Annotated in this window: 15 protein-coding genes; 14 read left to right on the top strand and 1 reads right to left on the bottom strand. The window is 67.0% G+C overall.

Features of this window, described 5'->3' with window-relative positions; genetic code table 11:
* Window positions 1-19 precede the first annotated feature (19 nt).
* Genes AZKH_RS17930 through AZKH_RS17885 form a run of 9 tightly spaced genes read left to right on the top strand, consistent with a single transcriptional unit; the run spans window position 20 to window position 13,060 of the window.
* Complete coding sequence (locus AZKH_RS17930; protein WP_015437206.1) at window positions 20-1,057, top strand: FemAB family XrtA/PEP-CTERM system-associated protein; 1,038 nt, start codon at window positions 20-22, stop codon at window positions 1,055-1,057.
* Window positions 1,054-3,477, top strand: a complete 2,424-nt coding sequence (locus tag AZKH_RS28035) for a TIGR03087 family PEP-CTERM/XrtA system glycosyltransferase (protein WP_369795069.1) — start codon at window positions 1,054-1,056, stop codon at window positions 3,475-3,477. Before AZKH_RS17930 ends, AZKH_RS28035 begins: the two co-directional genes overlap by 4 nt.
* A 44-nt stretch (window positions 3,478-3,521) precedes the next feature.
* A complete protein-coding gene (locus tag AZKH_RS17915) occupies window positions 3,522-5,450 on the top strand; it encodes an XrtA/PEP-CTERM system amidotransferase (RefSeq protein ID WP_015437204.1) in 1,929 nt (642 codons plus the stop codon).
* 3 nt (window positions 5,451-5,453) lie between these two features.
* Window positions 5,454-6,653, top strand: coding sequence for a TIGR04063 family PEP-CTERM/XrtA system glycosyltransferase (locus AZKH_RS17910; RefSeq protein WP_015437203.1), 1,200 nt, complete (start codon window positions 5,454-5,456; stop codon window positions 6,651-6,653).
* Window positions 6,650-8,236 carry an exosortase A gene (gene xrtA / locus AZKH_RS17905; protein WP_015437202.1) on the top strand — a complete coding sequence of 529 codons (1,587 nt, stop codon included), beginning with the start codon at window positions 6,650-6,652 and terminating at the stop codon, window positions 8,234-8,236. The genes AZKH_RS17910 and xrtA overlap by 4 nt, the downstream gene beginning before the upstream one ends.
* Window position 8,237: 1 nt before the next feature.
* Window positions 8,238-9,491 (top strand): glycosyltransferase, encoded by a 1,254-nt coding sequence (locus AZKH_RS17900; protein WP_015437201.1) that lies wholly within the window; start codon window positions 8,238-8,240, stop codon window positions 9,489-9,491.
* Window positions 9,484-10,317, top strand: coding sequence for a sulfotransferase (locus tag AZKH_RS17895; RefSeq protein WP_015437200.1), 834 nt, complete (start codon window positions 9,484-9,486; stop codon window positions 10,315-10,317). Before AZKH_RS17900 ends, AZKH_RS17895 begins: the two co-directional genes overlap by 8 nt.
* Entirely contained in the window at window positions 10,314-11,690 is a 1,377-nt protein-coding gene (locus AZKH_RS17890) for a phenylacetate--CoA ligase family protein (RefSeq protein ID WP_015437199.1), read from the top strand. The genes AZKH_RS17895 and AZKH_RS17890 overlap by 4 nt, the downstream gene beginning before the upstream one ends.
* Window positions 11,678-13,060 carry a putative O-glycosylation ligase, exosortase A system-associated gene (locus AZKH_RS17885; RefSeq protein ID WP_015437198.1) on the top strand — a complete coding sequence of 461 codons (1,383 nt, stop codon included), beginning with the start codon at window positions 11,678-11,680 and terminating at the stop codon, window positions 13,058-13,060. The genes AZKH_RS17890 and AZKH_RS17885 overlap by 13 nt, the downstream gene beginning before the upstream one ends.
* On the opposite strand, the gene AZKH_RS17880 is transcribed toward AZKH_RS17885, so the two are convergent.
* Window positions 12,993-14,852 carry an asparagine synthetase B gene (locus AZKH_RS17880; protein ID WP_015437197.1) on the bottom strand — a complete coding sequence of 620 codons (1,860 nt, stop codon included), beginning with the start codon at window positions 14,850-14,852 and terminating at the stop codon, window positions 12,993-12,995. The genes AZKH_RS17885 and AZKH_RS17880 overlap by 68 nt on opposite strands.
* 109 nt (window positions 14,853-14,961) lie before the next feature.
* On the opposite strand from AZKH_RS17880, the gene AZKH_RS17875 reads away from it, so the two are divergent.
* From AZKH_RS17875 to AZKH_RS26385, 5 genes are read left to right on the top strand one after another with little or no spacing between them, the layout of a single operon-like run.
* Window positions 14,962-15,981 (top strand): hypothetical protein, encoded by a 1,020-nt coding sequence (locus AZKH_RS17875; RefSeq protein ID WP_015437196.1) that lies wholly within the window; start codon window positions 14,962-14,964, stop codon window positions 15,979-15,981.
* On the top strand, window positions 15,978-17,414 hold the full coding sequence (locus AZKH_RS17870; protein ID WP_015437195.1) for an MBOAT family protein: 1,437 nt from the start codon (window positions 15,978-15,980) through the stop codon (window positions 17,412-17,414). Before AZKH_RS17875 ends, AZKH_RS17870 begins: the two co-directional genes overlap by 4 nt.
* 7 nt (window positions 17,415-17,421) lie before the next feature.
* Window positions 17,422-18,684, top strand: coding sequence for a hypothetical protein (locus AZKH_RS17865; protein ID WP_015437194.1), 1,263 nt, complete (start codon window positions 17,422-17,424; stop codon window positions 18,682-18,684).
* Between the two features lie 33 nt (window positions 18,685-18,717).
* Window positions 18,718-19,902, top strand: a complete 1,185-nt coding sequence (locus AZKH_RS17860) for a glycosyltransferase family 4 protein (RefSeq protein WP_015437193.1) — start codon at window positions 18,718-18,720, stop codon at window positions 19,900-19,902.
* A 10-nt stretch (window positions 19,903-19,912) separates the two neighbouring features.
* Entirely contained in the window at window positions 19,913-20,737 is an 825-nt protein-coding gene (locus AZKH_RS26385; protein ID WP_015437192.1) for a hypothetical protein, read from the top strand.
* Window positions 20,738-20,796: the final 59 nt, after the last annotated feature.

The following is a 20,796-nucleotide window of genomic DNA, read 5'->3' as shown; positions in this document are numbered from 1 at the left end:
TAGCGTGCAGGAGAGGGCAATGGATCGTCCGTCCGTCGTCGTGAAACAGCTATCAGCAGGCGACCGGGCGCGCTGGGACGCTTTCGTGCGCGCCTGCCCGGAGGCGACTTTCTTCCATCTTTCGGCGTGGGAAGGGATCGTGCGCGAGGTGTTTCGGCACCGCACCTTCTTCCTCTTCGCGGAGCGAGCCGGGGAGATCATCGGCGTCCTGCCGCTGGCGGAAGTCCGCAGTCGGCTCTTCGGCCACGCGCTGACTTCATTGCCGTTTTGCGTGTATGGCGGGATCGCAGGTTTCGCGGAAGCGGTCGCACCGCTGGAGGCCGAGGCGGAGGCGATCGCGCGTCGCCTCGGGGTGCAGCATCTGGAATTGCGCAACGTAATGGCGCGGCATGCGGACTGGCCGCGGCAGGATCTGTACGTCACCTTCCGCAAGCCGATCCACGCGGACGACGACGCGAACATGCGCGAGATTCCGCGCAAGCAGCGCGCGATGGTGCGCAAGGGCATCGCCAACGGGCTGGCGAGCGAAATCGACGGCGACGTCGAGCGCTTCTTTGCGCTGTATGCGGACAATGTGCATCGGCACGGAACGCCGGCGCTGCCCAAGGCCTTTTTCGCGCGCCTGCTGAAGGAGTTCGGGCCCGACTGCGAGGTGCTGACGGTGACGGACAGCGCCGGCCGGCCACTGTCGAGCGTGTTGTCCTTCTACTTCCGCGACGAGGTCTTGCCGTATTACGCGGGCGATGCGGAGGCGGCGCGCGAGCTGGCGGCGAACGACTTCAAGTACTGGGAGCTGATGCGCCGCGCGGCGGCCCGTGGCTATCGGCTGTTCGACTTTGGCCGCAGCAAGGTCGGCACCGGGTCGTTTAGTTTCAAGAAGAACTGGGGTTTCGTGCCGCAGCCGCTGTCCTACGAATACCGCTTGTACAAGCGCGACGAGGTGCCGCAGAACAATCCGCTGAATCCGAAGTACCGCGCCTTCATCGCGCTGTGGCGGCGGCTGCCGCGGCCGGTGGCGAACGCGCTGGGGCCGCATATCGTGCGCAATCTGGGATGACGATGGACAGTCGGCCGCCGCTCCTTTACCTGGTGCATCGCATCCCTTACCCGCCCAATAAGGGCGACAAGGTGCGGTCGTTCAACATCCTGCGCCAGGTTTCCCGCTCGCATCGGGTGTTCCTCGGCACTTTCGTGGATCAGCAGGAAGACTGGCCGCACGTGCAGACGCTGCGTGAATGGTGCGAGGACATCTGCGCGCTGCCACTCGCGCCGCGGCAGGCGCGCGTGATGAGCCTGAGCGGGCTGCTGACGGGCGAGGCGCTGAGCCTGCCGTACTACCGTGATACGGGATTGCGCCGGTGGGTCGGCGAGATCATCCGTTCGCAGGGCATTCGTCGGGCGCTGGCGTTTTCCGGTCCGATGGCGCAGTACCTCGATGTACCCGGGCTGGAATGTCGCGTGGTCGACTTCTGCGACGTCGATTCGGCGAAGTGGACGGCGTATGCGGACCGCCACGCGTGGCCCATGTCGGCGCTATACCGGCGCGAGGGGACGCGACTGCTGGAATTCGAGCGGCACGCGGCAGGGTGTGCGGATGCGGCCCTGTTCGTGACCGAGGCGGAGGCGGATCTCTTTCGCAGCCGGGCGCCGGAAGTGGCGGCGAAGGTTTCGGCGATGCCGAACGGGGTGGACGACGTGTATTTCTCCCCCGACCGGGGCTATCCGGATCCATATCCCCAGGGCGGGCCGAAGATCGTATTCACCGGGGCGATGGACTACTGGCCGAATGTGGACGCGGTGTGCTGGTTCGCGCGCGAGATTCTACCGGCCGTTCGCGCGGCACGGGCCGATGCACGTTTCTTCGTCGTCGGCATGAACCCGGCGCCGGAGGTACAGGCGCTGGCCGGGGAGGGAGTCGTCGTGACGGGCAGCGTGCCGGACGTGCGTCCCTGGATCGCCGGAGCGGACGTCGTGGTCGCCCCGCTGCGCGTAGCGCGGGGCATCCAGAACAAGGTGCTGGAGGCGATGGCGATGGCGCGGCCGGTCGTGGTGTCGGCGGCCTCCGCGACGGGACTTGCTGGCGAGTCGGGGCGGGAATTCATCGTAGCCGGTGGGGAAGGAGAGTTCGCGCAGCGGGTGCTGGAGTTGCTGGGCAACCCCGGAAGAGGGGCGGCCATGGGCGTCGCAGCGCGGCAGTGCGTGCAGCGTGCCTACAGTTGGGAGGCGCATCTGACACGGCTCGATGCGCTGCTGACGGGGCCACCTGCACAGGCGTTTGCCGCGAAGGGCGGCGTCTCGCCGTGGCGCGATGACGATCCGCGCGCCCTGATTGTGCATGTCGTCTATCGCTTCGACGTCGGCGGGCTGGAGAACGGCGTCGTCAATCTGATCAATCACTTGCCCGCGACGCGATTCCGCCACGCGGTGATCGCACTGACCGAGTGTGTACCGGCCTTCTGCGCGCGGGTGACGCAGCCCGATGTGCGCTACTTCTCGCTGCACAAGCCCCCGGGACATGGGGCGAAGCTCTATCCGGCGCTGTACCGGATCTTCCGCGAGCTGCGGCCGGCGGTGGTGCATACGCGGAATCTCGCGGCGCTCGAAGCGGTGGTGCCGGCTTGCCTGGCCGGTGTGCCGGTGCGGGTGCATGGCGAACACGGCTGGGATGTTTCGGATCCGGCTGGAAGTCGTCGCCGTTTCCGCGTCATGCGCCGGCTATATCGGCCATTCGTGACCCATTACATAGCCTTGTCGGATCATCTGCGCTCATATTTGACGGCATCGGTCGGTGTGCCGGATCGGTATGTCGTAAGGATTTGTAATGGTGTCGATACCGCGCGTTTTCGCGGCGGTGGCGAGCTCCGGACGGCGCTGAAGGACTGGCCATTCGGCGACGAGGACGTCCGGGTGATCGGCACGGTCGGGCGGCTCGAGGCGATCAAGGATCCGCTGAACCTGATCGGTGCGTTTGCCTTGCTCCTCCGTCGTGCCGGCAATGCCGCACGGGGACTGCGCCTGATGATCGTCGGAGACGGGGCCCTGCGGGGGGCGGTGGAGTCGGCTGTTCGGGACGCGGGTATCACCGATCGGGTGTGGGTGACGGGCGAGCGCGGCGACGTGCCGGAGCTGATGCGGGCGATGGACGTGTTCGCGCTGCCGTCGCGGGCCGAGGGGATCTCGAACACCGTCCTCGAAGCGATGGCGAGCGGCTTGCCGGTGGTGGCGACGCGGGTCGGCGGGAATCCGGAACTCGTCGTCGAGGGCGAGACCGGTGCGCTGGTGCCCCCAGGCGACAGTGTGATGCTGGCGGCGGCGCTGGAGCCTTATGCGCTCGATCCCGTCCTCGCGAAGAGGCACGGCGCGGCGGGGCGGCAGCGTGTGGAACTGGAGTTCAGTATCGACGGCATGGTCGCGAGCTATGCTGGGTTGTACGAGTCCTTGCTGGCGGGCGCCGGACGGGCGGTGCCGGTGGGTTGAGTGTGGCGGCTGTTTGAGTGGTCTGAGTCGGTTGGAGGGGTGTCATGTGCGGGATTGCCGGACTCTTCGATATCCGGGGCAAGCGCGAATTTCCGCGTGACCTCGTGCAGCGCATGAACGACATCCAGTTCCACCGCGGACCGGATGCCGGAGGTGTGCATCTCGAGCCGGGGGTGGCGCTGGCGCATCGCCGACTGTCGATCATCGACCTGTCCACGGGCCAGCAGCCGCTCTACAACGAGGACGGCTCGGTCGCCGTCGTGTTCAACGGGGAAATCTACAACTACCAGGAGCTGGTGCCCGAGCTGGAGCGCTGCGGCCACCGCTTTCATACGCGTAGCGACACCGAGGTCATCGTCCACGCTTGGGAGGAATGGGGCGAGGCCTGCGTACGGCGCTTCCGCGGCATGTTCGCGTTTGCGCTGTGGGACCGCAATCGCGACACGCTCTTCCTCGCGCGCGATCGGCTCGGTGTGAAGCCGCTGCACTACGCGCTACTGTCCGACGGCACGCTCGCGTTCGGATCGGAGCTGAAGGTGCTGATGCAGCTTCCCGGGCTCGACCGGACGATCGATCCGTGTGCCGTCGAGGAGTACTTCGCGCTCGGTTACGTCGCCGAGCCGCGCACGATCTTTGTCGGCGCGAAGAAGCTGGGGCCCGCGGAGACGCTGGTCGTTCGCCGCGGCGAGCCGGTGCCGGAGCCGAAGACTTACTGGGACGTGCACTTCACGCTCGACAGCCCCTTGAGTCTTGAAGACGCGACGGCCGAGCTGGGCGAGCGGCTGCGCGAATCGGTGCGGCTGCGGATGATTTCCGACGTGCCGCTCGGTGCCTTCCTCTCGGGCGGCGTCGATTCGAGCGCGGTGGTCGCGACGATGGCGGGGCTGTCGGCCGAGCCGGTGAATACCTGCTCGATCGCATTCGACGACCCCGCCTTCAACGAGTCGGCCTTTGCGCAGCAGGTCGCGGAGCGTTATCGCACGAACCATTACGTCGAGACCGTGAAGGCGGACGACTTCGACCTGATCGACGCGCTCGCCGGGCTCTACGACGAACCGTACGCGGACAGCTCGGCGATCCCGACTTGGCGCGTGTGCCAACTCGCGCGCAAGAAGGTGACCGTCGCGCTGTCGGGCGACGGCGGCGACGAGAGCTTCGGCGGCTATCGGCGCTACCGGCTGCACATGATGGAGGAGCGGCTGCGCGCGAGCCTGCCGCTGGGCGTGCGGCGGCCGATGTTCGGCATGCTGGGGCGGCTGTATCCGAAGGCGGACTGGGCGCCGCGGGTGTTCCGCGCGAAGACGACCTTCCAGGCCCTGGCGCGGGATTCGGTGCAGGCCTATTTCCATTCCGTGTCGATCGTGCGCGACGACATGCGGCGGCAGCTTTATTCGAGCGCCTTCAAGGCTTCCCTCGGCGGCTATTCGGCGGTCGATGTCTTCCGCCGTCACGCAGCGACCGCCCGGACCGACGATCCGCTGGCGCTCGTGCAATACCTCGACCTCAAGACCTATCTCGTCGGCGACATCAACACCAAGGTCGATCGCGCGAGCATGGCGCATTCGCTCGAGGTGCGCGAGCCGCTGATGGACCACCCGCTGGTCGAATGGCTCGCGACGCTGCCTTCGGGCCTGAAGGTGAAGGGGCAGGAGGGCAAGTACCTGTTCAAGAAGGCGCTGGAGCCGATGCTGTCGAACGACGTGCTGTATCGGCCGAAGATGGGTTTCTCTGTCCCGCTAGCGCGCTGGTTCCGCGGGCCGCTCAAGGCGCGCGTCAGGGAGGCCTTGCTGGGCGACGTGCTCGCCGGCACCGGGCTCTTCAACCCCGATGCCTTGCGGCACCTGGTTGACGCACATCAGTCGGGCATCCGGGATTACAGCGCCCCCTTGTGGAGCCTGCTGATGTTCGATGCGTTCGTGCGCAACTCCGGGGCGCTCGGCACGAGAGCCGAACCGGTTCTGATGGCGGGCTAAGCGATGCGCATCCTGCACGTCTTCGATCACTCGATTCCGCTGCACAGCGGCTATACCTTCCGCTCGGCGGCGATTCTGCGCGAGCAACGCGCGCTGGGCTGGGAGACTTTCCACCTGACGTCGCCAAAGCAGGGCAAGGCTTCCGGCGCCGAAGAGGACATCGACGGGCTGCATTTCTTCCGTACGCCGGAGGTGAAGGCCCGGACGGCGGTCGTCCACGAAGTTGCGCTGATGCAGGCGCTCGAGCGGCGTATCGGCGAGGTCGCGGCGACCGTGAGGCCGGACGTGATCCATGCGCATTCTCCTGTGCTCAATGCGCTGCCGGCCTTGCGCGCGGGGCGCAGACTGCGCATTCCGGTCGTGTATGAGATCCGCGCCTTCTGGGAGGATGCGGCGGTCGATCACGGCACGGCGCGCGAGCATGGCCTGCGTTATCGCGCCACGCGTACGCTGGAAACCTGGGCGCTGCAACGTGTCGACCACGTGTTTACGATCTGCGAGGGGCTGCGGGCGGACATCGTCGCGCGCGGCATTCCCAAGGGGCGCGTGACCGTGATTCCGAACGCGGTGGATATCGAATCCTTCCAGCTTTCCGGCGAGCCCGACCGTGCGCTGAAGACGAAGCTCGGACTCGACGGCAAGACGGTGATCGGCTTCGTCGGCTCCTTCTATGCTTACGAGGGGCTGGACCTGCTGCTCGAGGCGGTGCCGGCGATCCTCTCGCGGCATCCGGAGCTGCACGTGCTGCTGGTGGGCGGCGGTCCGCAGGAGGAGAACCTGAAGGCGCAGGCGGAGCGGCTGGGCATCGCAGACCGCGTGATCTTCGCGGGGCGCGTGCCGCACGGGGAGGTCAGTCGCTACTACGACCTGATCGATCTCCTCGCCTATCCGCGGCATTCGATGCGCCTCACCGAGCTGGTCACGCCGCTCAAGCCGCTGGAGGCGATGGCGCAGGGGCGGGTGTTCGTCGCGTCCGACGTCGGCGGGCACAAGGAGCTCGTGCGCGACGGCGAGACCGGGCGTCTCTTCCGCGCCGGCAACGCCGAGGCGCTGACCGAGGCGGTGGTCGGCATGCTCGCGCAGCGCGGTCGCTGGGGCGAGTACCGCATCGCGGGGCGGCAATTCGTCGAGGCCGAGCGCAACTGGCGCCGCAGCGTCGATGCGTATCGCGCGCCCTACGGGCGGCTGGCGGGGGCAGCATGAGCGCACCGGATCACCAACTGCGGCTGCAGGCGGACGGCGACGGCGTGGCTTCGGGTCCGTCGCTCCTCGGCGCGCGCATGCATCTGATCGTGCTCGCAGTCGGACTCGCGCTGCTGCTGGGCGTGCACCACGAGACGGTGATCTCGCTGGTGAAGATCTGGAACCGCTCGGACACCTTCGCCCACGGCTTCCTTGTTGCGCCGATCTCGTGCTGGCTGATCTGGCGCGAGCGCGCCGAGCTGCGCGACGTGCCGGTCGCGCCGTCGCTGCTCGGCGTGTTCGCCGGGCTGCTGGCGGGTTTCGCGTGGTTACTCGGCGAACTTGCGAGCGCGGACAGCGTTTCCCAGTTCGCGCTGGTGGGCATGGTGATCTCGCTCGTGTGGGCGGTGATGGGGACCCGGTTTGCGCGGGCGATCACCTTTCCGCTCGGCTTCCTCTTTTTCCTCGTGCCTTTCGGCGAATTCCTGTTCCCGTCGATGATGGACTGGACGGCGCACTTCGTCGTCGCGGGACTGCGGCTCTTCGGCGTGCCCGTCTTTGCGGAGGGGCGGATGCTGGTGATCCCCTCAGGGCATTGGTCCATCGTCGAGGGATGCAGCGGCGTGCGCTACCTGATCGCGTCGGTCGTGGTCGGCAGCCTGTACGCGTATCTGACCTACCGTTCCTTGCGGCGTCGCCTCGTGTTCGTCGCTCTGTCGGTCGGCCTGCCCGTCCTCGCGAACTGGATCCGTGCCTGGGGCATCGTGATGCTGGGCCATTTCAGCGGTAACCGGATTGCGACCGGGGTCGATCACGTGGTGTACGGCTGGGTGTTCTTTGCCGCGGTGATGATCGCGTTGTTCTGGATCGGCGCGAGATGGCGCGAGGACGACCAGCCGATGATCGCGCCCCGCGAGGCCGGGGACTTGGCCGAAAGTCAGTCCGGAACGAGCCGTTCGTCGTTTGTGCTGCTGGTTGTCGCGCTGTTGGCCGTGCTTGCCTGGAAGCCGGTTTTCGGCGTTCTCGATGCGCAGGGGAGGCACGGCGATGTGGAGTTCGCTGCCCTGCAGGCGAGCGGAGCCTGGCGGCCCGTGTCCGGCGCCCAACTGCCGGTGTGGTCGCCGCGCTATTCCGGCATGCGGGGCGAACTGCGCGCGGCCTGGCAGGCGGGCGAGGTGCCGGTGGGTCTGTACGTTGCCTACTACCGCGATCAGGGGCCGGGCGAGGAGTTGGTCAATTCCGAGAACCGGGTGCTGAAGAGCAAGGATCCGCAGTGGTCGATGACGAGCTACGGCGAGCGTGACGCGCTGGTCGGCGATCGGCGGGCGCCCTTCGGCAGCATCGAGATGGCGGGGGCCGGTGGGCGGCTGATGGTGTGGTACGGGTACTGGATCGGGGGGCGGTGGACGAACAACGACTACGTCGCCAAGCTCTACCTCGTCGCGTCGCGCCTGAGCGGTGCCGGAGACGATTCGGCGGCGGTGATGGTCTATGCGCCCTATGCCGCGGAGGAGCACGGCAAGGCCGAAGCGGCCCTGGAAAGCTTCATGCGCGACATGGGGCCCGCGGTGGGCGACATGCTGGCGGCGACGATGGGGCGTTAGCATGGGAGCGAGCCCACTGCATGTCGTCGTCTTCTCGACGCTGTTTCCCAACGGCGCTCAGCCGCACGCCGGGCTCTTCATCCGTGAACGCATGTTCCGCGTCGCGCGTCATCTGCCTCTGAGCGTCGTCGCACCCATGCCATGGTTTCCGCTGCAGTCGCTGATCCGGCTGTGGCGGCCGGGCTTCCGGCCGCCGGTGCCGCGGCGCGAGACGCAGGCGGGAATCCAGATCATCCATTGTCGCTTCCCGAGTTTCCCGGGATTGTTCAAATCGCTCGACGGCATCCTGCTGGCGCTGGGCAGTCTGCCGACCTTGTGGCGGCTCAAGCGCGCCGGACGGCTGGACGTGCTCGACGCGCATTTCGGCTACCCGGACGGCTACGCGGCGACGCTCCTGGGGCGCTGGTTGCGGGTGCCGGTCACGATCACCATGCGCGGCACCGAGGTGCGGCACGCGGCGGATCCCGCGCTGGCCCCGCGCCTGCGCCGCGCGCTGGAAGGCGCCGACCGCGTCTTCACGGTGTCGGCGTCGCTGCGCGAGCTCGCGCTGAAGCTGGGCGTTGCGCCCGACAAGGTGCGCGTCATCGGCAACGGCGTCGATACGGCCCGTTTCGCTCCGGTGCCGAAGGCCGAGGCGCGCGCGGCACTGGGCTTGCCGGCCGATGCGCCGGTACTGATTTCCGTGGGCGGACTCGCCGAACGCAAGGGCTTTCATCGGGTGATCGACCTGTTGCCCGATTTGCGGCGGCGTTTCCCTGGCCTCATGTATCTGATCGCCGGTGGCGCGAGTGCCGAAGGCGACTGGCGTGCAAGGCTGGAGCGGCAGGTGGGGAGTCTGGGACTGACCGACACGGTGCGCTTTCTGGGCGTCGTGGAGCCGGACGAGCTGAAGGGGCCGCTGTCGGCGGCCGACGTGTTTGTGCTCGCGACGCGCAACGAGGGCTGGGCGAACGTCTTCCTTGAGGCGATGGCCTGCGGCGTGCCGGTCGTGACGACGGACGTCGGCGGCAATCGGGAGGTCGTGTGCCGACCTGAACTGGGGGCGGTCGTGCCGTTCGGCGAGCCGGAGGCGCTGCGCGAGGCCGTGATGGAGGCGCTTGCGCGCTCCTGGGATCGCGAGGCGCTCGTCGCGTACGCGCGCGACAACGAATGGTCGCGCCGCGTGGCGGAGCTCGTCGAGGAGTTCGGGGCATTCGGTGCCGCGGGCGATGTCGCCAGGCGGCAGGTGCAAGCGGAGGGACAGGTGCATGGCTGAAGGGCTGGACGTCGCACAGATTCGCGAGCGGCTCGGGCACAGGATGCTGATCGCGTCGAAGTCCGCTTACCAGTGGGCGCGGCGGCGCTCGCCCACGCAGGTCGTGTTCGTCGCCGGCATGCAGCGCTCGGGCACGAACATGCTGATGGACAGGCTGGAGCGCAGCTACCTGACCGACGTGTATCACGAGCGGGACCCGCGGGCTTTCGACAATTACCGCATGCGCGAACGTACGGTGATCCGCCGGCTCGTCGCGGAGTCCCGTGCGCCGACCTTCGTCATCAAGGCGTTGTGCGAGCTCGACCGCCTCAGTGCACTGATGACGGAGTTCGCGCCGGCAAAGACGGTGTGGATCGTACGCGACTACCGCGATGCGGTGCGCTCGGCGCTCAACTCCTTCGGCAACTTCACGAAGCAGGTCGCACGCATTGCGGCCGATCGCCTCGTCGACGATTGGCGCGCCGGCGGCATGTCCGAGGCGACGCACGCGATCGTGCGCAGCCTGTGGCATCCGGAGATGAGCGAGGCGTCGGCGGCGGCGCTGATCTGGTACTTCCGTAACGTGCTGTATTTCGAGCAGGGCTTCGATTGCGATGCGCGCGTGCGGCTGGTGTTCTACGAGCAGCTCGTGCAGGAGCCTGAGCGGGAGTGCCGGGAGGTCTTCGACTTCCTCGGCGTGCCATATTCGGCGGACATCACCCGCGGCGTCTTTGCGAGTTCGATCCGCCACAAGTCGCTGCCGGGCGTCGAGCCGGCGGTGGCGGAGCTGTGCGAAGGGCTCGCGCGGCGGTTCGAGCAGGTTGCGCGGCAGGGAGGTGGGCAATGAGCGATCTTTACACGGCCTTCGTATCGAAGCTGATGTTTCCCGCCCAGGAACGGCTCAAGCGCCATGACACCGTGAAGGTGCGTCGCCTGCTGGAGGAAAGCCAGTGGTGGGATCGCGGACGCATCGAGCGCCTGCAGTTCGAGCGGCTCCAGGCTTTGCTGGCGCACGCGCAGGCGCACGTGCCTTATTATCGCGAGCTCTTCGGGCGCATCGGCTTCGATGCCGGCAAGATCCAAACCGCCGCGGACCTCGCGCGCCTGCCTTTTCTCGGTAAGGCCGAGATCCGCGCCAACCTCGATGCGCTCAAGTCCGAGGACGCGCGCGACCTGGCGCGCTTCAACACCGGCGGATCGAGCGGCGAACCGCTGATCTTCTTCATCGGCGCCGAGCGCGTGAGCCACGACGTGGCAGCGAAATGGCGGGCGACGCGCTGGTGGGAGGTCGATATCGGCGACCCGGAGATCGTCGTCTGGGGGTCGCCGATCGAGCTGGGGGCGCAGGATCACATTCGCCGCTGGCGCGACGGCCTGATGCGCACCGAGCTGCTGCCCGCTTTCGAGATGTCGGAAAGCCGGCTCGACAACTTCGTCGAGCGCATCCGCCAGCGTCGCCCCAAGATGCTCTTCGGCTACCCGTCGGCGCTGTCGCTGATCGGCCGTCATGCGGAAGCGCGCGGGCAGCGGATGGACGACCTCGGCGTCAAGGTCGCGTTCTGCACCTCCGAGCGGCTGTACGACGACCAGCGCTCGACGATCGAGCGGATCTTCGGCTGCCGCGTCGCGAACGGCTACGGCGGGCGCGATGCGGGTTTCATCGCCCACCAGTGCCCTTCCGGCGGGATGCACCTGACGGCCGAGGATATCGTCGTCGAAATCGTCGATACGCAGGGCAAGCCGGTGCCGATTGGGGAGAGCGGAGAAATCGTCGTCACGCATCTCGCGACGCGCGATTTCCCCTTCATCCGCTACCGCACGGGCGACGTCGCCGCGCTCGACCCGGCGCCCTGCGCCTGCGGACGCGGCCTGCCGCTACTGAAGGACATCCAGGGGCGGACGACCGATTTCGTCGTTGCGCGCGATGGCACGGTGATGCACGGCCTCGCGCTGATCTACGTCGTGCGCGATCTGCCGCAGGTCGCGGCTTTCCGCATCGTGCAGGAGAGCCTCGACCTCACGCGCATCATCGTCGTCCCGGCCGACGGCTATGGGCCGGAGATTGAGGCGCGGATCCGGCAGGGGATGGCGAACCGCCTGGGGCAGGACGTGCGGATCGAGATCGAAACCGCCGCGGAGATCCGTCCCGAGAAATCGGGCAAGTATCGCTACGTGATGAGTCACGTCGGGGCCCGGGAGCAGCCGGAATGCGCGACATAGCGGTCACTCTCGTCGTCTTCGGCACGCTTCCGTTCATCCTCAGGCGGCCCTGGATCGGCATCCTGGTCTGGACCTGGCTGGGCTTCATGAATCCGCACCGCATGGCGTGGGGGTTCAGCACGACGATGCCGTTCGCGATGATCGTCGCGATCACGACGCTGATCGCGATGCTCGCCTCGAAGGAGGAAAAGCGAATTCCCTGGGAGCGCGAAACCGTCGTGCTGATGATCTTCGTCGGCTGGATGGTGATCACGACGACCTTCGCCGTCTATCCGCAACTGGCCTGGCCGCAATTCGAGAAGGTGATCAAGATCCAGCTGATGATCTTCGTCGCGATGATGCTGATCACGACGCCGGAGCGCCTGAAGTGGCTGGTCGCGGTGATGGCCCTGTCGATCGGTTTCTACGGGGTCAAGGGTGGGCTTTTCACGATCCTGCATGGCGGCGTCTATCGCGTACAGGGGCCGCCGGGCACCTTCATCGGCGGCAACAACGAGATCGGGCTGGCGTTGGCCATGACTATCCCGCTGCTCTACTTCACCGCGCGCAGTGTCGAGCGCGTGGTGTTGCGCAACGCGGTGTATGCCGTCATGGTGCTGACCGCGATCGCCGCGATCGGCACGCAGTCGCGTGGGGCGATGCTCGGCATGGGCGCGATGGGTGTGATGTTCTGGTTCAAGTCGCGGCAGAAGTTCCTGGTCGCCCTGCTTGCCGTGGGCGCGGTGTTCGCGGTCCTGCAAGTGATGCCGGAGGCTTGGTACGAGCGCATGCACACCATCCAGTCCTACGATCAGGACAAGTCGGCGATGGGCCGCATCAATGCATGGTGGATGGCGTTCAACCTCGCGCGGGACCGTTTCCTCGGCGGTGGTTTCGAAACCTTCCAGCGTGGGATGTTCGCGATTTATGCGCCGGACCCCACCAACTGGCGCGACGTGCATAGCGTGTATTTCGAAGTGCTCGGCGAACAGGGCTTCGTCGGGCTCGGGCTGTACCTGCTGCTTGCGACGTTGACCTGGCGCTCGGCGAGCAAGATCGCGCGCACGGTGCGCGACCTGCCCGAACATGCGTGGATGGCCGACTTGGTGAAAATGGTGCAGGTCAGCATCGTCGCCTACCTGACGGCGGGCGCTTTCCTCGGCATGGCCTACTTCGATTACTACTACAACCTGGTGCTGATCGTGGTGGCTGCGAAGGCGATGCTGCGTGCGCAGGGTGTGTTCGAGAACGCAGGCGTGACGAAGCTCAGCGAGCTGCGGCCATCGTCCACCGCCCCTTCGGCGCCGCTCCAGCCGTCAGTTGCTAGGCCGCGCCCGGGCGATCATTCCGCTGCAGCCATAGTTCGAGCTGGATCAGCACCCAGATCATGACGCCGAAATAGCTCGCATGACCCGACGAATGTTCCTGCCAAAGCTTCCGCAAGTAATCCGCCCGGACGATGCCGCGCTTGCTGAGGCCGTCCAGTGCGGCGGTGGCGGGCGAGCGGAGCGGGCCGTCCTGGGCCAGCCACAGGCCGAAAGGCAGGCCGAAGCCGTGTTTCGACTTGGTGATCGTCTCTCCGGGCAGGAAGTCGCTCAAAGCTTCCTTGAAGAACACGCGCAGGCGGTTGCCGCTGACCTTCTGGGCGACCGAGAGGGTGCCGGAAAAGTTGACGAGGTCGGTGTCGAGGAAGGGAAACCGGACCTCGACTCCTGCCGCCTCGCACATGCGGGAGACCTTGCGCAGGTCGTTGTCGGCGAGCGTGATCTTGTGGTCGAGGTGCATCATGCGATCGACCGGCTCGGCCGACTCGGTGCGGAAGTAGGCTTCGCGCATCATCGCGAGCGGGCGTTCGGTGTCGACGGCGGCGAGGAATTCCGGCTCGAAGATGTCGGTGAGCGGGTCGCGATGCAGGAAGTTGTAGGATTCGAGGCGGTCGGGCAGCGGAACGCTCGCCTGGCGGATGTAGCTCCTGGCCTTGCGCACCGGCATGATGGCGGAGCCGAAGGGAAAGTTCATCACCAGGGGTTCCAGCATCTGGCGCAGCCCCGGCGTGAGCGACTGGTAGCGCTCGAACACGCCCTGCTTGGCGTAACGGACGTTGCCGCCGAAGAACTCATCGCCGCCGTCGCCGGCCAGCATCGCACGGACGCCGCGTTCGCGGGCAATCCGGGCGCAGAAGTAGGTGGGTACGGCAGAGGCATTGCCGAAGGGCTCGTCGTAGGCGGACGCAATCAGGGGAAGCGCCTCGGCCACGTGTTCCGGCGTCACGTAGAACTCGGCCGCGTCGGCGCCGAAATGCCGCGCGGTGACGCGGGCATAGTCGAGCTCGTCGAACCCTTCCGCGTCGAATCCGATCGAGAAGGTGCGGGCGGGCGCGCCGCTGACCTCTCCCAGCAGTCCGGTGACCGTCGAGCTGTCCGTGCCGCCCGACAGGAAGGCGCCGACCGGCAGTTCGTCGACCTGCCGTTCGACCGCCTGGCGCAGGAGCTGGCGGAAGGTTTCGCGTTGCGCCTCGGGCGGAGTCTGCTTGTCCGGTGCGAATCGCATCGCCCAGTAGAAATGACGGGTCGTCCGCTGTGCCGTGGCGAGCAGGCGCTGGGCGGGCAGCAGTTTCTCCACGCCACCGAATGCGGTGCCGGGACTCGGCACCATGTGGCAGTAGAGGTATTCGTAGAGCGACTGGTGGTCGAGCGAGGCTTTGACGGCGGGATGGGCAGCGACCGCGCGTGCGCTCGTGGAGAAGACCAGCAGCGGACCGACCCGCGCGAAGCACATGCGCTCGACGCCGCAGCGGTCGATGGCGAGAAGCGCCCTTCCTTGCCGCAGGTCGTAGATCGCGAGGGAGAAGTTTCCCTGCAGTTCGTCGAACAGACGCTCGCCAAGCTCCGCGTAGCGCCGCGCCGCGGCTGCCGCGTGTCCCTGAGCGGCAGCCTGCGCGGCACTCGCCGGATTGGTCCATATAGGCCGGCCGAGCAGCATCGCAACGATGCCCGTTTCCGTATCGTGGGCCATCGTAGAGGACTCCGGCCCGATGGCGCCCCAGCCGGCCTGCCCGAGCCTGAGCGGATTTGCCGGCGCATCGGCGCCTTCCGCGGAGAACATCGCCTGCAGGATGTCGGCGGGAGCTTCGTCCCTTTCCTGCAAATTCACCCAGCCGCACAGGATTCGTCGAGTGTTCATGAGCGTCCCATCGTCCAGTGGAGGAGGCAACGGTCATGGTAGCCGATGCGAAATCGGCGGGATGGTGCAGAGATCACACTTGCCGCAGCAAACGCGCGGGGGGCGGGCGATGAAGATGCCATGGCGCCGCCCGGGGGCCGGCATGGCCGTTGGCCTTGTCCTGCTTCTCGCTGCGGAACTCGCGTTGCATTCGGATGCAATTCTCCATCGCTTCCGCTCGGTATTTGCCGCGGGCAGGGCGATGGACAAGCTACTCTATGTGGAAGAGATGCGGCCGTCCTTGCTGATCATGGGGAACAGCCGCGTGGACAACGGCTTCGATCCGGCGACCGTGCTTGCCAATGCCGGGCCGTCGGCGGGGCAATCGGCATTCAATCTCGGCCTGCCCGGCGCCAATGCCAGCGTTCTGTACGGTATCGCCCGCCGCCTCGACGCCGACAAGCTGCTCGGCCCCGGAGCGATCCGGCAGGTGGTCATCGGCTTGGACGAAGGGCTGATGCAGGGAGACGATTCGCTGGGCTATCTGGTGTTCTTCGGAGACCGGTCACGCATGCTGCAGCAGAGCGACTACCTCAATCTCGCGCGCAGCGTGGTGCGTGGCTGGGGCTATGCGACCAACCTGAAGCAACTGCGCGAGCCGGCGAAACTGGGACAGTTCGTCCAGTCGGCGCTGGGGCCGGTGGAGCCGCTCGGCGGCGGGGCCGCGCAGAGGCTCGGCTACCGCCCGGGCTTCGGCGCGACGACCCAGGATGCCGGGCAGGTGATGCGCCAGGAGGCCGGTTCCACCCAACCGCCGAGCCCGGCCGTTGCGGCCGATTTCGCCGCCTTGCTCGATCTGCTGCACGAAAGGCAGGTCAAGGTCAGCGTCGTATTCCCGCCCCTGCTCACGCGCCAGTTGCTATATCTCGACGAGCGCCATCCGGCGGCAGCACCCTACCTGAAGATCCGCGACATGCTTGCTGCGCGCGGCGTGCCGACGGTGGCGCTCGGGGTGGGGGAGCAGCGTAATCCGGAAGAGTTCATCAACGCCGGGCACCTGAACGACCGCGGCGCACAGCGCTTTAGCGCAGAACTCGGGCGGGCCCTCGCCGACGACGGGCTCCGCACGATCCGGGTGAGGGCGGAATGATCTTCAGCAGCGCTACTTTCGCGTTGTTCTTCGCCGCAGTCATGGCGATGTACATGCTCGCCCGTTCGCCGACCCAGCGCGCAACGGTTCTGCTCGCCGCCAGCATCATCTTCTACGCATCGTGGAAGCCCGCCTACCTGATCCTGCTCGGGCTGTCGGTGACGGCGAACTGGTTCGTGTACCGCGGCATGCTCGCGACACGCTCGCGGGCGCTGATGATCGCGGCCATCACCGCGAACCTGATCGTGCTTGGCTGCTTCAAGTACCTGGCGCTGGTGATCGAATCCGCGCTATGGCTCGCGCACGCGGCCGGGGCCGACGTCGCGGTGCAGCGTCCCGCGTGGGTCGATTGGGTCTTGCCGCTGGGCATCAGCTTCTACACCTTCCACATGCTCAGCGCGACGATCGACGTCTATCGCGGCGACTGCACGCGGCGCATCAGCTTCCGCCACTGGTGCCTGTTCGTCAGCTTCTTCCCGCAGCTGATCGCCGGCCCGATCGTGCGGGTCCACGAGCTCGTGGCGCAACTCGAAGAGCTGCAGCCGATCACGTGGCAGAACCTGCGGCTCGGCGCTTTCATCTTCGCCGGCGGGCTGATCAAGAAGGCCTTGCTCGCCGACAACCTGGCGCCCCTGGTCGACGCGCTCTATACGCACCCCGGACAGCTCGACTTCGTGCATGCGTGGCTTGCGACGCTGGGCTTCGGGATGGAGATCTATTTCGATTTTTCCGGCTACAGCGAGATGGCACTCGGATTGGCCTGCATGTTCGGCGTCACGCTGCCGCTCAACTTCCGCTTCCCCTACCTGGCGCGCAGCGCGACCGAGTTCTGGCATCGCTGGCACATGTCACTGTCGCGCTGGCTGCGTGACTATCTCTACATCTCGATGGGCGGCAACCGCGGTGGGCGCTTCAACGCCTATCGCAATCTCCTCGTGACGATGCTGCTGGGCGGCCTGTGGCACGGCGCGAACTGGACCTTCGTGTTCTGGGGGCTGCTCCACGGCTGCCTGCTGATCGCGCATCGCCTGCTCAATTCGGGGCTCCGCGTCGCGGGCGTCGCGGAAGGAGCATGGGCGGATCGTGCGCTGTCCTGGCTGGGCTGGCCGGCGACCTTCGTTGCCGTGCATTTCACCTGGGTGTTCTTCCGCGCGCCGAATTTCGGCGATGCGTGGGCGATCTGCGGCGCGATGTTGGGGCTGGCCGATCCCGTCTCAGTGGTGCCGATGCGCGCGTACGAGATGGTCGGTGTGCTGGTCACCGTCGCGCTGGCGCTGGTCGAGCCGCGGATCGTCGCCTTCTTCAGCCGCAACGGCGTTGATTGGTGGTGGCGCGTGCCCTTCCCGCTGCGCGGGGCGAGCTACGCGATGCTGGTCGTCGCGGTCGTGATCTTCGGTGGACCGACGCAGAAGTTCATCTATTTCGATTTCTGACGCCCCGATGCATACCCTTTTCCTCTTGATCCTCGCGTGGTTCGCCGCTTCGGCCGGTCTGTTGGCGGTGCTGCATTGGCGGACGCTGCTTGCGAGCTGGCGGGAGCCCGTGCTCGCCTGCCCGGTGCTGATCGTCGAGAGCGACGATTGGGGGCCGGGACCGAGCGAGGATGCGGCGGCTCTGCAGGAACTGGCCCGTGTGCTGGAATCCCTGCGCGACGAGGGCGGGCGTTGTGCGGTGATGACGCTCGGTGTCGTTTCGTCCGTTCCAGACGGGCAGGCAATACTCGCGGGCGGATGCTCGACCTACCTCAGGCGAACGCTGGCGGACTCCGCCTTCATGGCGATCCGGGAGGCGATGCAGGCGGGCGCCGCGCGCGGCGTCTTCGCCCCGCAATGGCACGGTCTGGAGCACTTCTGGCCGGACTCGCTGCTGGCTTGTCTCGGCGAACGCGCGGACCCGGCGCAGCGGCAGGCCCTGCGCGACTGGCTGCAGGCGGACTGCCCGCGAAGCGAAGACCTGCCTTCAGCCCTGCAGAGCCGCTGGGTGGATGCTGGCCGCTTGCCGAGTACTCCGCTCACGCCATCCGCAGTCGCCCTCGCAATGCGCGAGGAAGCCGCCGTGTTGCGATACGTGTTCGGTGCCGTGCCCGAGGTGGCGGTGCCGAATACTTTCGTTTGGGGAGACGCGATCGAGCGCGCGTGGGCGGCGTGCGGGGTTTCCTGCGTCGTCACGCCCGGCAGCCGCTATGAGGAGCGCGACGCCACCGGCGGCCTCGCATCGCCGACGCGGCGCATCCGTAACGGCGATCGGGGGCGGGGGGACGTGTGCTACGTCGTGCGCGATGTCTATTTCGAGCCCCTGCGCGGTCATCGGGCCGAGCACGTCTGGCAGGCCCTGGAGGCGAAGACCGCACAAGGCCGGGCCACGCTGCTCGAGACGCATCGATCGAATTTCATCGGGCCGTCCGAAATGCGGGATGCGGCGATCGGCGAACTCGAGCGTGCGCTGCGCGGGGCGCTGACCGATCACCATGATCTGCGTTTCATGAGCACCGCGGAGCTCGCGCAGATCTTGCGGGACGCGGAGTCGCCATTCCGCGAGCGGGACTTGCGGCGGCGGGTCGAGGCCTGGCTCCGGCGAGTGGCCGCCGAGGCCGGCCCCGCCCGGATATTGAAAATCACCGGACTTGGATCCGTCATACGCACGGTCGGAAATTTCCTCGGCGGCGTGAATTTCCGACGCTCCCGCTATCAGGCCGATTGCTAGACTGCCCCAACCATTGAGCGAGTGTATTGGACGATGACCCGGCGCTACCTCGTGATCACCGAACTGTTCCTGCCCACGAAGGGCGGCACCGCCGTGTGGTTCGACGAGGTCTACCGGCGTCTCGGCGGCAAGGACATCCACATCGTCACCGCTGCCGTACCCGGGGCGGCCGAACACGATGCGATGCATCCGAACAGTGTGCATCGGCTCGACCTGCGGCGCGTGCCGTGGCTGCGGCCGGAGTCGCTCGCGATGTACGGGAAGCTCTTCGTCCGGTCCCTGGCGCTTGCGCTGCGCCACCGCTTCGATGCCGTCCATGCCGGCCGGGCCCTGCCCGAAGGCTTGATCGCCTGGCTGGTCGCGCGCCTTTCCTGGCTTCCGGTGACGATCTACGCGCATGGCGAGGAGCTCACGGGCTGGGGGCGCGGCAACAAGTACCGGGTGATGTGCTTCGCCTTGCGCCATGCGGACCAGGTGATCGCGAACAGCGATTTCACGCGCCAGGCGCTCGTCGACATGGGCGTGCGGCCGGAACGCATCGCGATTGTCCATCCCGGTGTCGACACCGGCCGATTCCGCCCCGGCCTGCCGTCGGACGATCTTCGCGCCGGCCTCGGCCTCGCCCCGGATGCGCGGCTCCTGCTGTCGGTCGGGCGCCTGCAGCGTCGCAAGGGCTTCGACAGCGTGATCCGTTGCCTGCCGGAACTTGTCGCAGCGGGACTCGACGTGCATTACGCGATCGTGGGCATCGGCGAGGACGAGGCCTATCTCGACGATCTCGCTCGCGAACTCGGCGTTTCGCAGCGGGTGCATCGCCTCGGTCACGTCCCGATGGACGACTTGCCGCGCTGGTACAACGCCTCCGACCTGTTCGTACTCGCCAATCGCGAGATCGGCGGCGATACCGAAGGCTTCGGCATCGTCTTCATCGAGGCGGCCGCGTGCGGCAAGGCGGCGATTGCGGGGCGAGCCGGGGGAACCGGCTCGGCGGTCCTCGATGGCGTCACGGGGCTGCGCGTCGACGGCGAGTCGCAGCCGGCCTTGTGCGCGGCGATTCTGGACATCCTGCGCGACGACGTCCGCCGTGCGGCGCTTGGCGCGGCGGGGCTCGCCCGCGCACGCGAGACGCTGAGCTGGGACGCGGTCGCGGCGCGGACGCTGGCGCTGGCCGGTGGCGGCAGTCTGCCGCAGGCTGAGGGAAAACTGAGTGAGAACTGAGGAGCGCAACATGAGACGCTTGTCGATCGCGGGACTGTTGACGTGCCTGCTCCTGGCCGCGACGTCGGCAGCGACGGCAGCGGATGCCTTCGCGCCGACGGCAGCCGAAATGCGCCTGCTGCCGCCGTTCTGCGCCCAGAAGATCGGCGGGAGTTCGAGCGGCGTCGGCGTTCCGGCCGCGGAGCAGATGGGTAGGGGTAACTGGCTGCACATCCACCACTACTGCTTTGCCGTGAATTTCGTCAATCGTGCGAGGAGTTCGCGCAATGCCAAGGACCGCATCTATAACCTTAACTTGGCGAAGGGCAACTACGGCTATGTCATCAAGGCGACCCAGCCGCGCTTCGCGATGCGCCCGCAGATCTACGTCGAGCTCGGCAAGGTCGAGCTTCAGCTCAAGGATGTCGTGGAGGGGGAGCGTTGGTTCAACGAGGCGCTCGCCTTCAATCCCGCCTACGAGCCCGCCTACCAGGCCCTGATCGATCTGTACCAGGAACTCAAACGCAATTCCGACGCGCTGAAGATCGCGACGGACGGACTGAAGCATGTGCCGAACTCGGAGTCCCTGCAAAAGGCGTATCTCGCGCTGGGGGGAAAGAAGCCGTTCCCTGAGCCGGTTGTTGAAAAGCCGGCTCCGGATGCATCAGGGGCGGTGGCGCAGGAGGTCGGGCAGGGTGGGGCCGAAGGGAGTGCTCCCCCATCGGATGGCACTGCGACCGCCGCCGACCGCACGCCCACAACCACGCCTCCTCCTCCGGAAACCGGCTGTCGCTTCTGCCCGCCGGAAGATGTCCAGCGGCGCTGGCGCGGCGGTTTCAAGAGTGGAAAGGAATAGGTAGGGGATCGGCGTGACGCACGGCGCGTCTCTCGCCGACAGGACTGGCCGGCTGCTCC

The sequence above is a fragment of the Azoarcus sp. KH32C genome, assembly GCF_000349945.1.
In the GTDB taxonomy this organism is placed as follows: Bacteria; Pseudomonadota; Gammaproteobacteria; order Burkholderiales; family Rhodocyclaceae; genus Aromatoleum.
The sequence above is the reverse complement of the archived record's forward strand: the minus strand, read 5'-3'. Positions and strand labels throughout refer to the sequence as shown.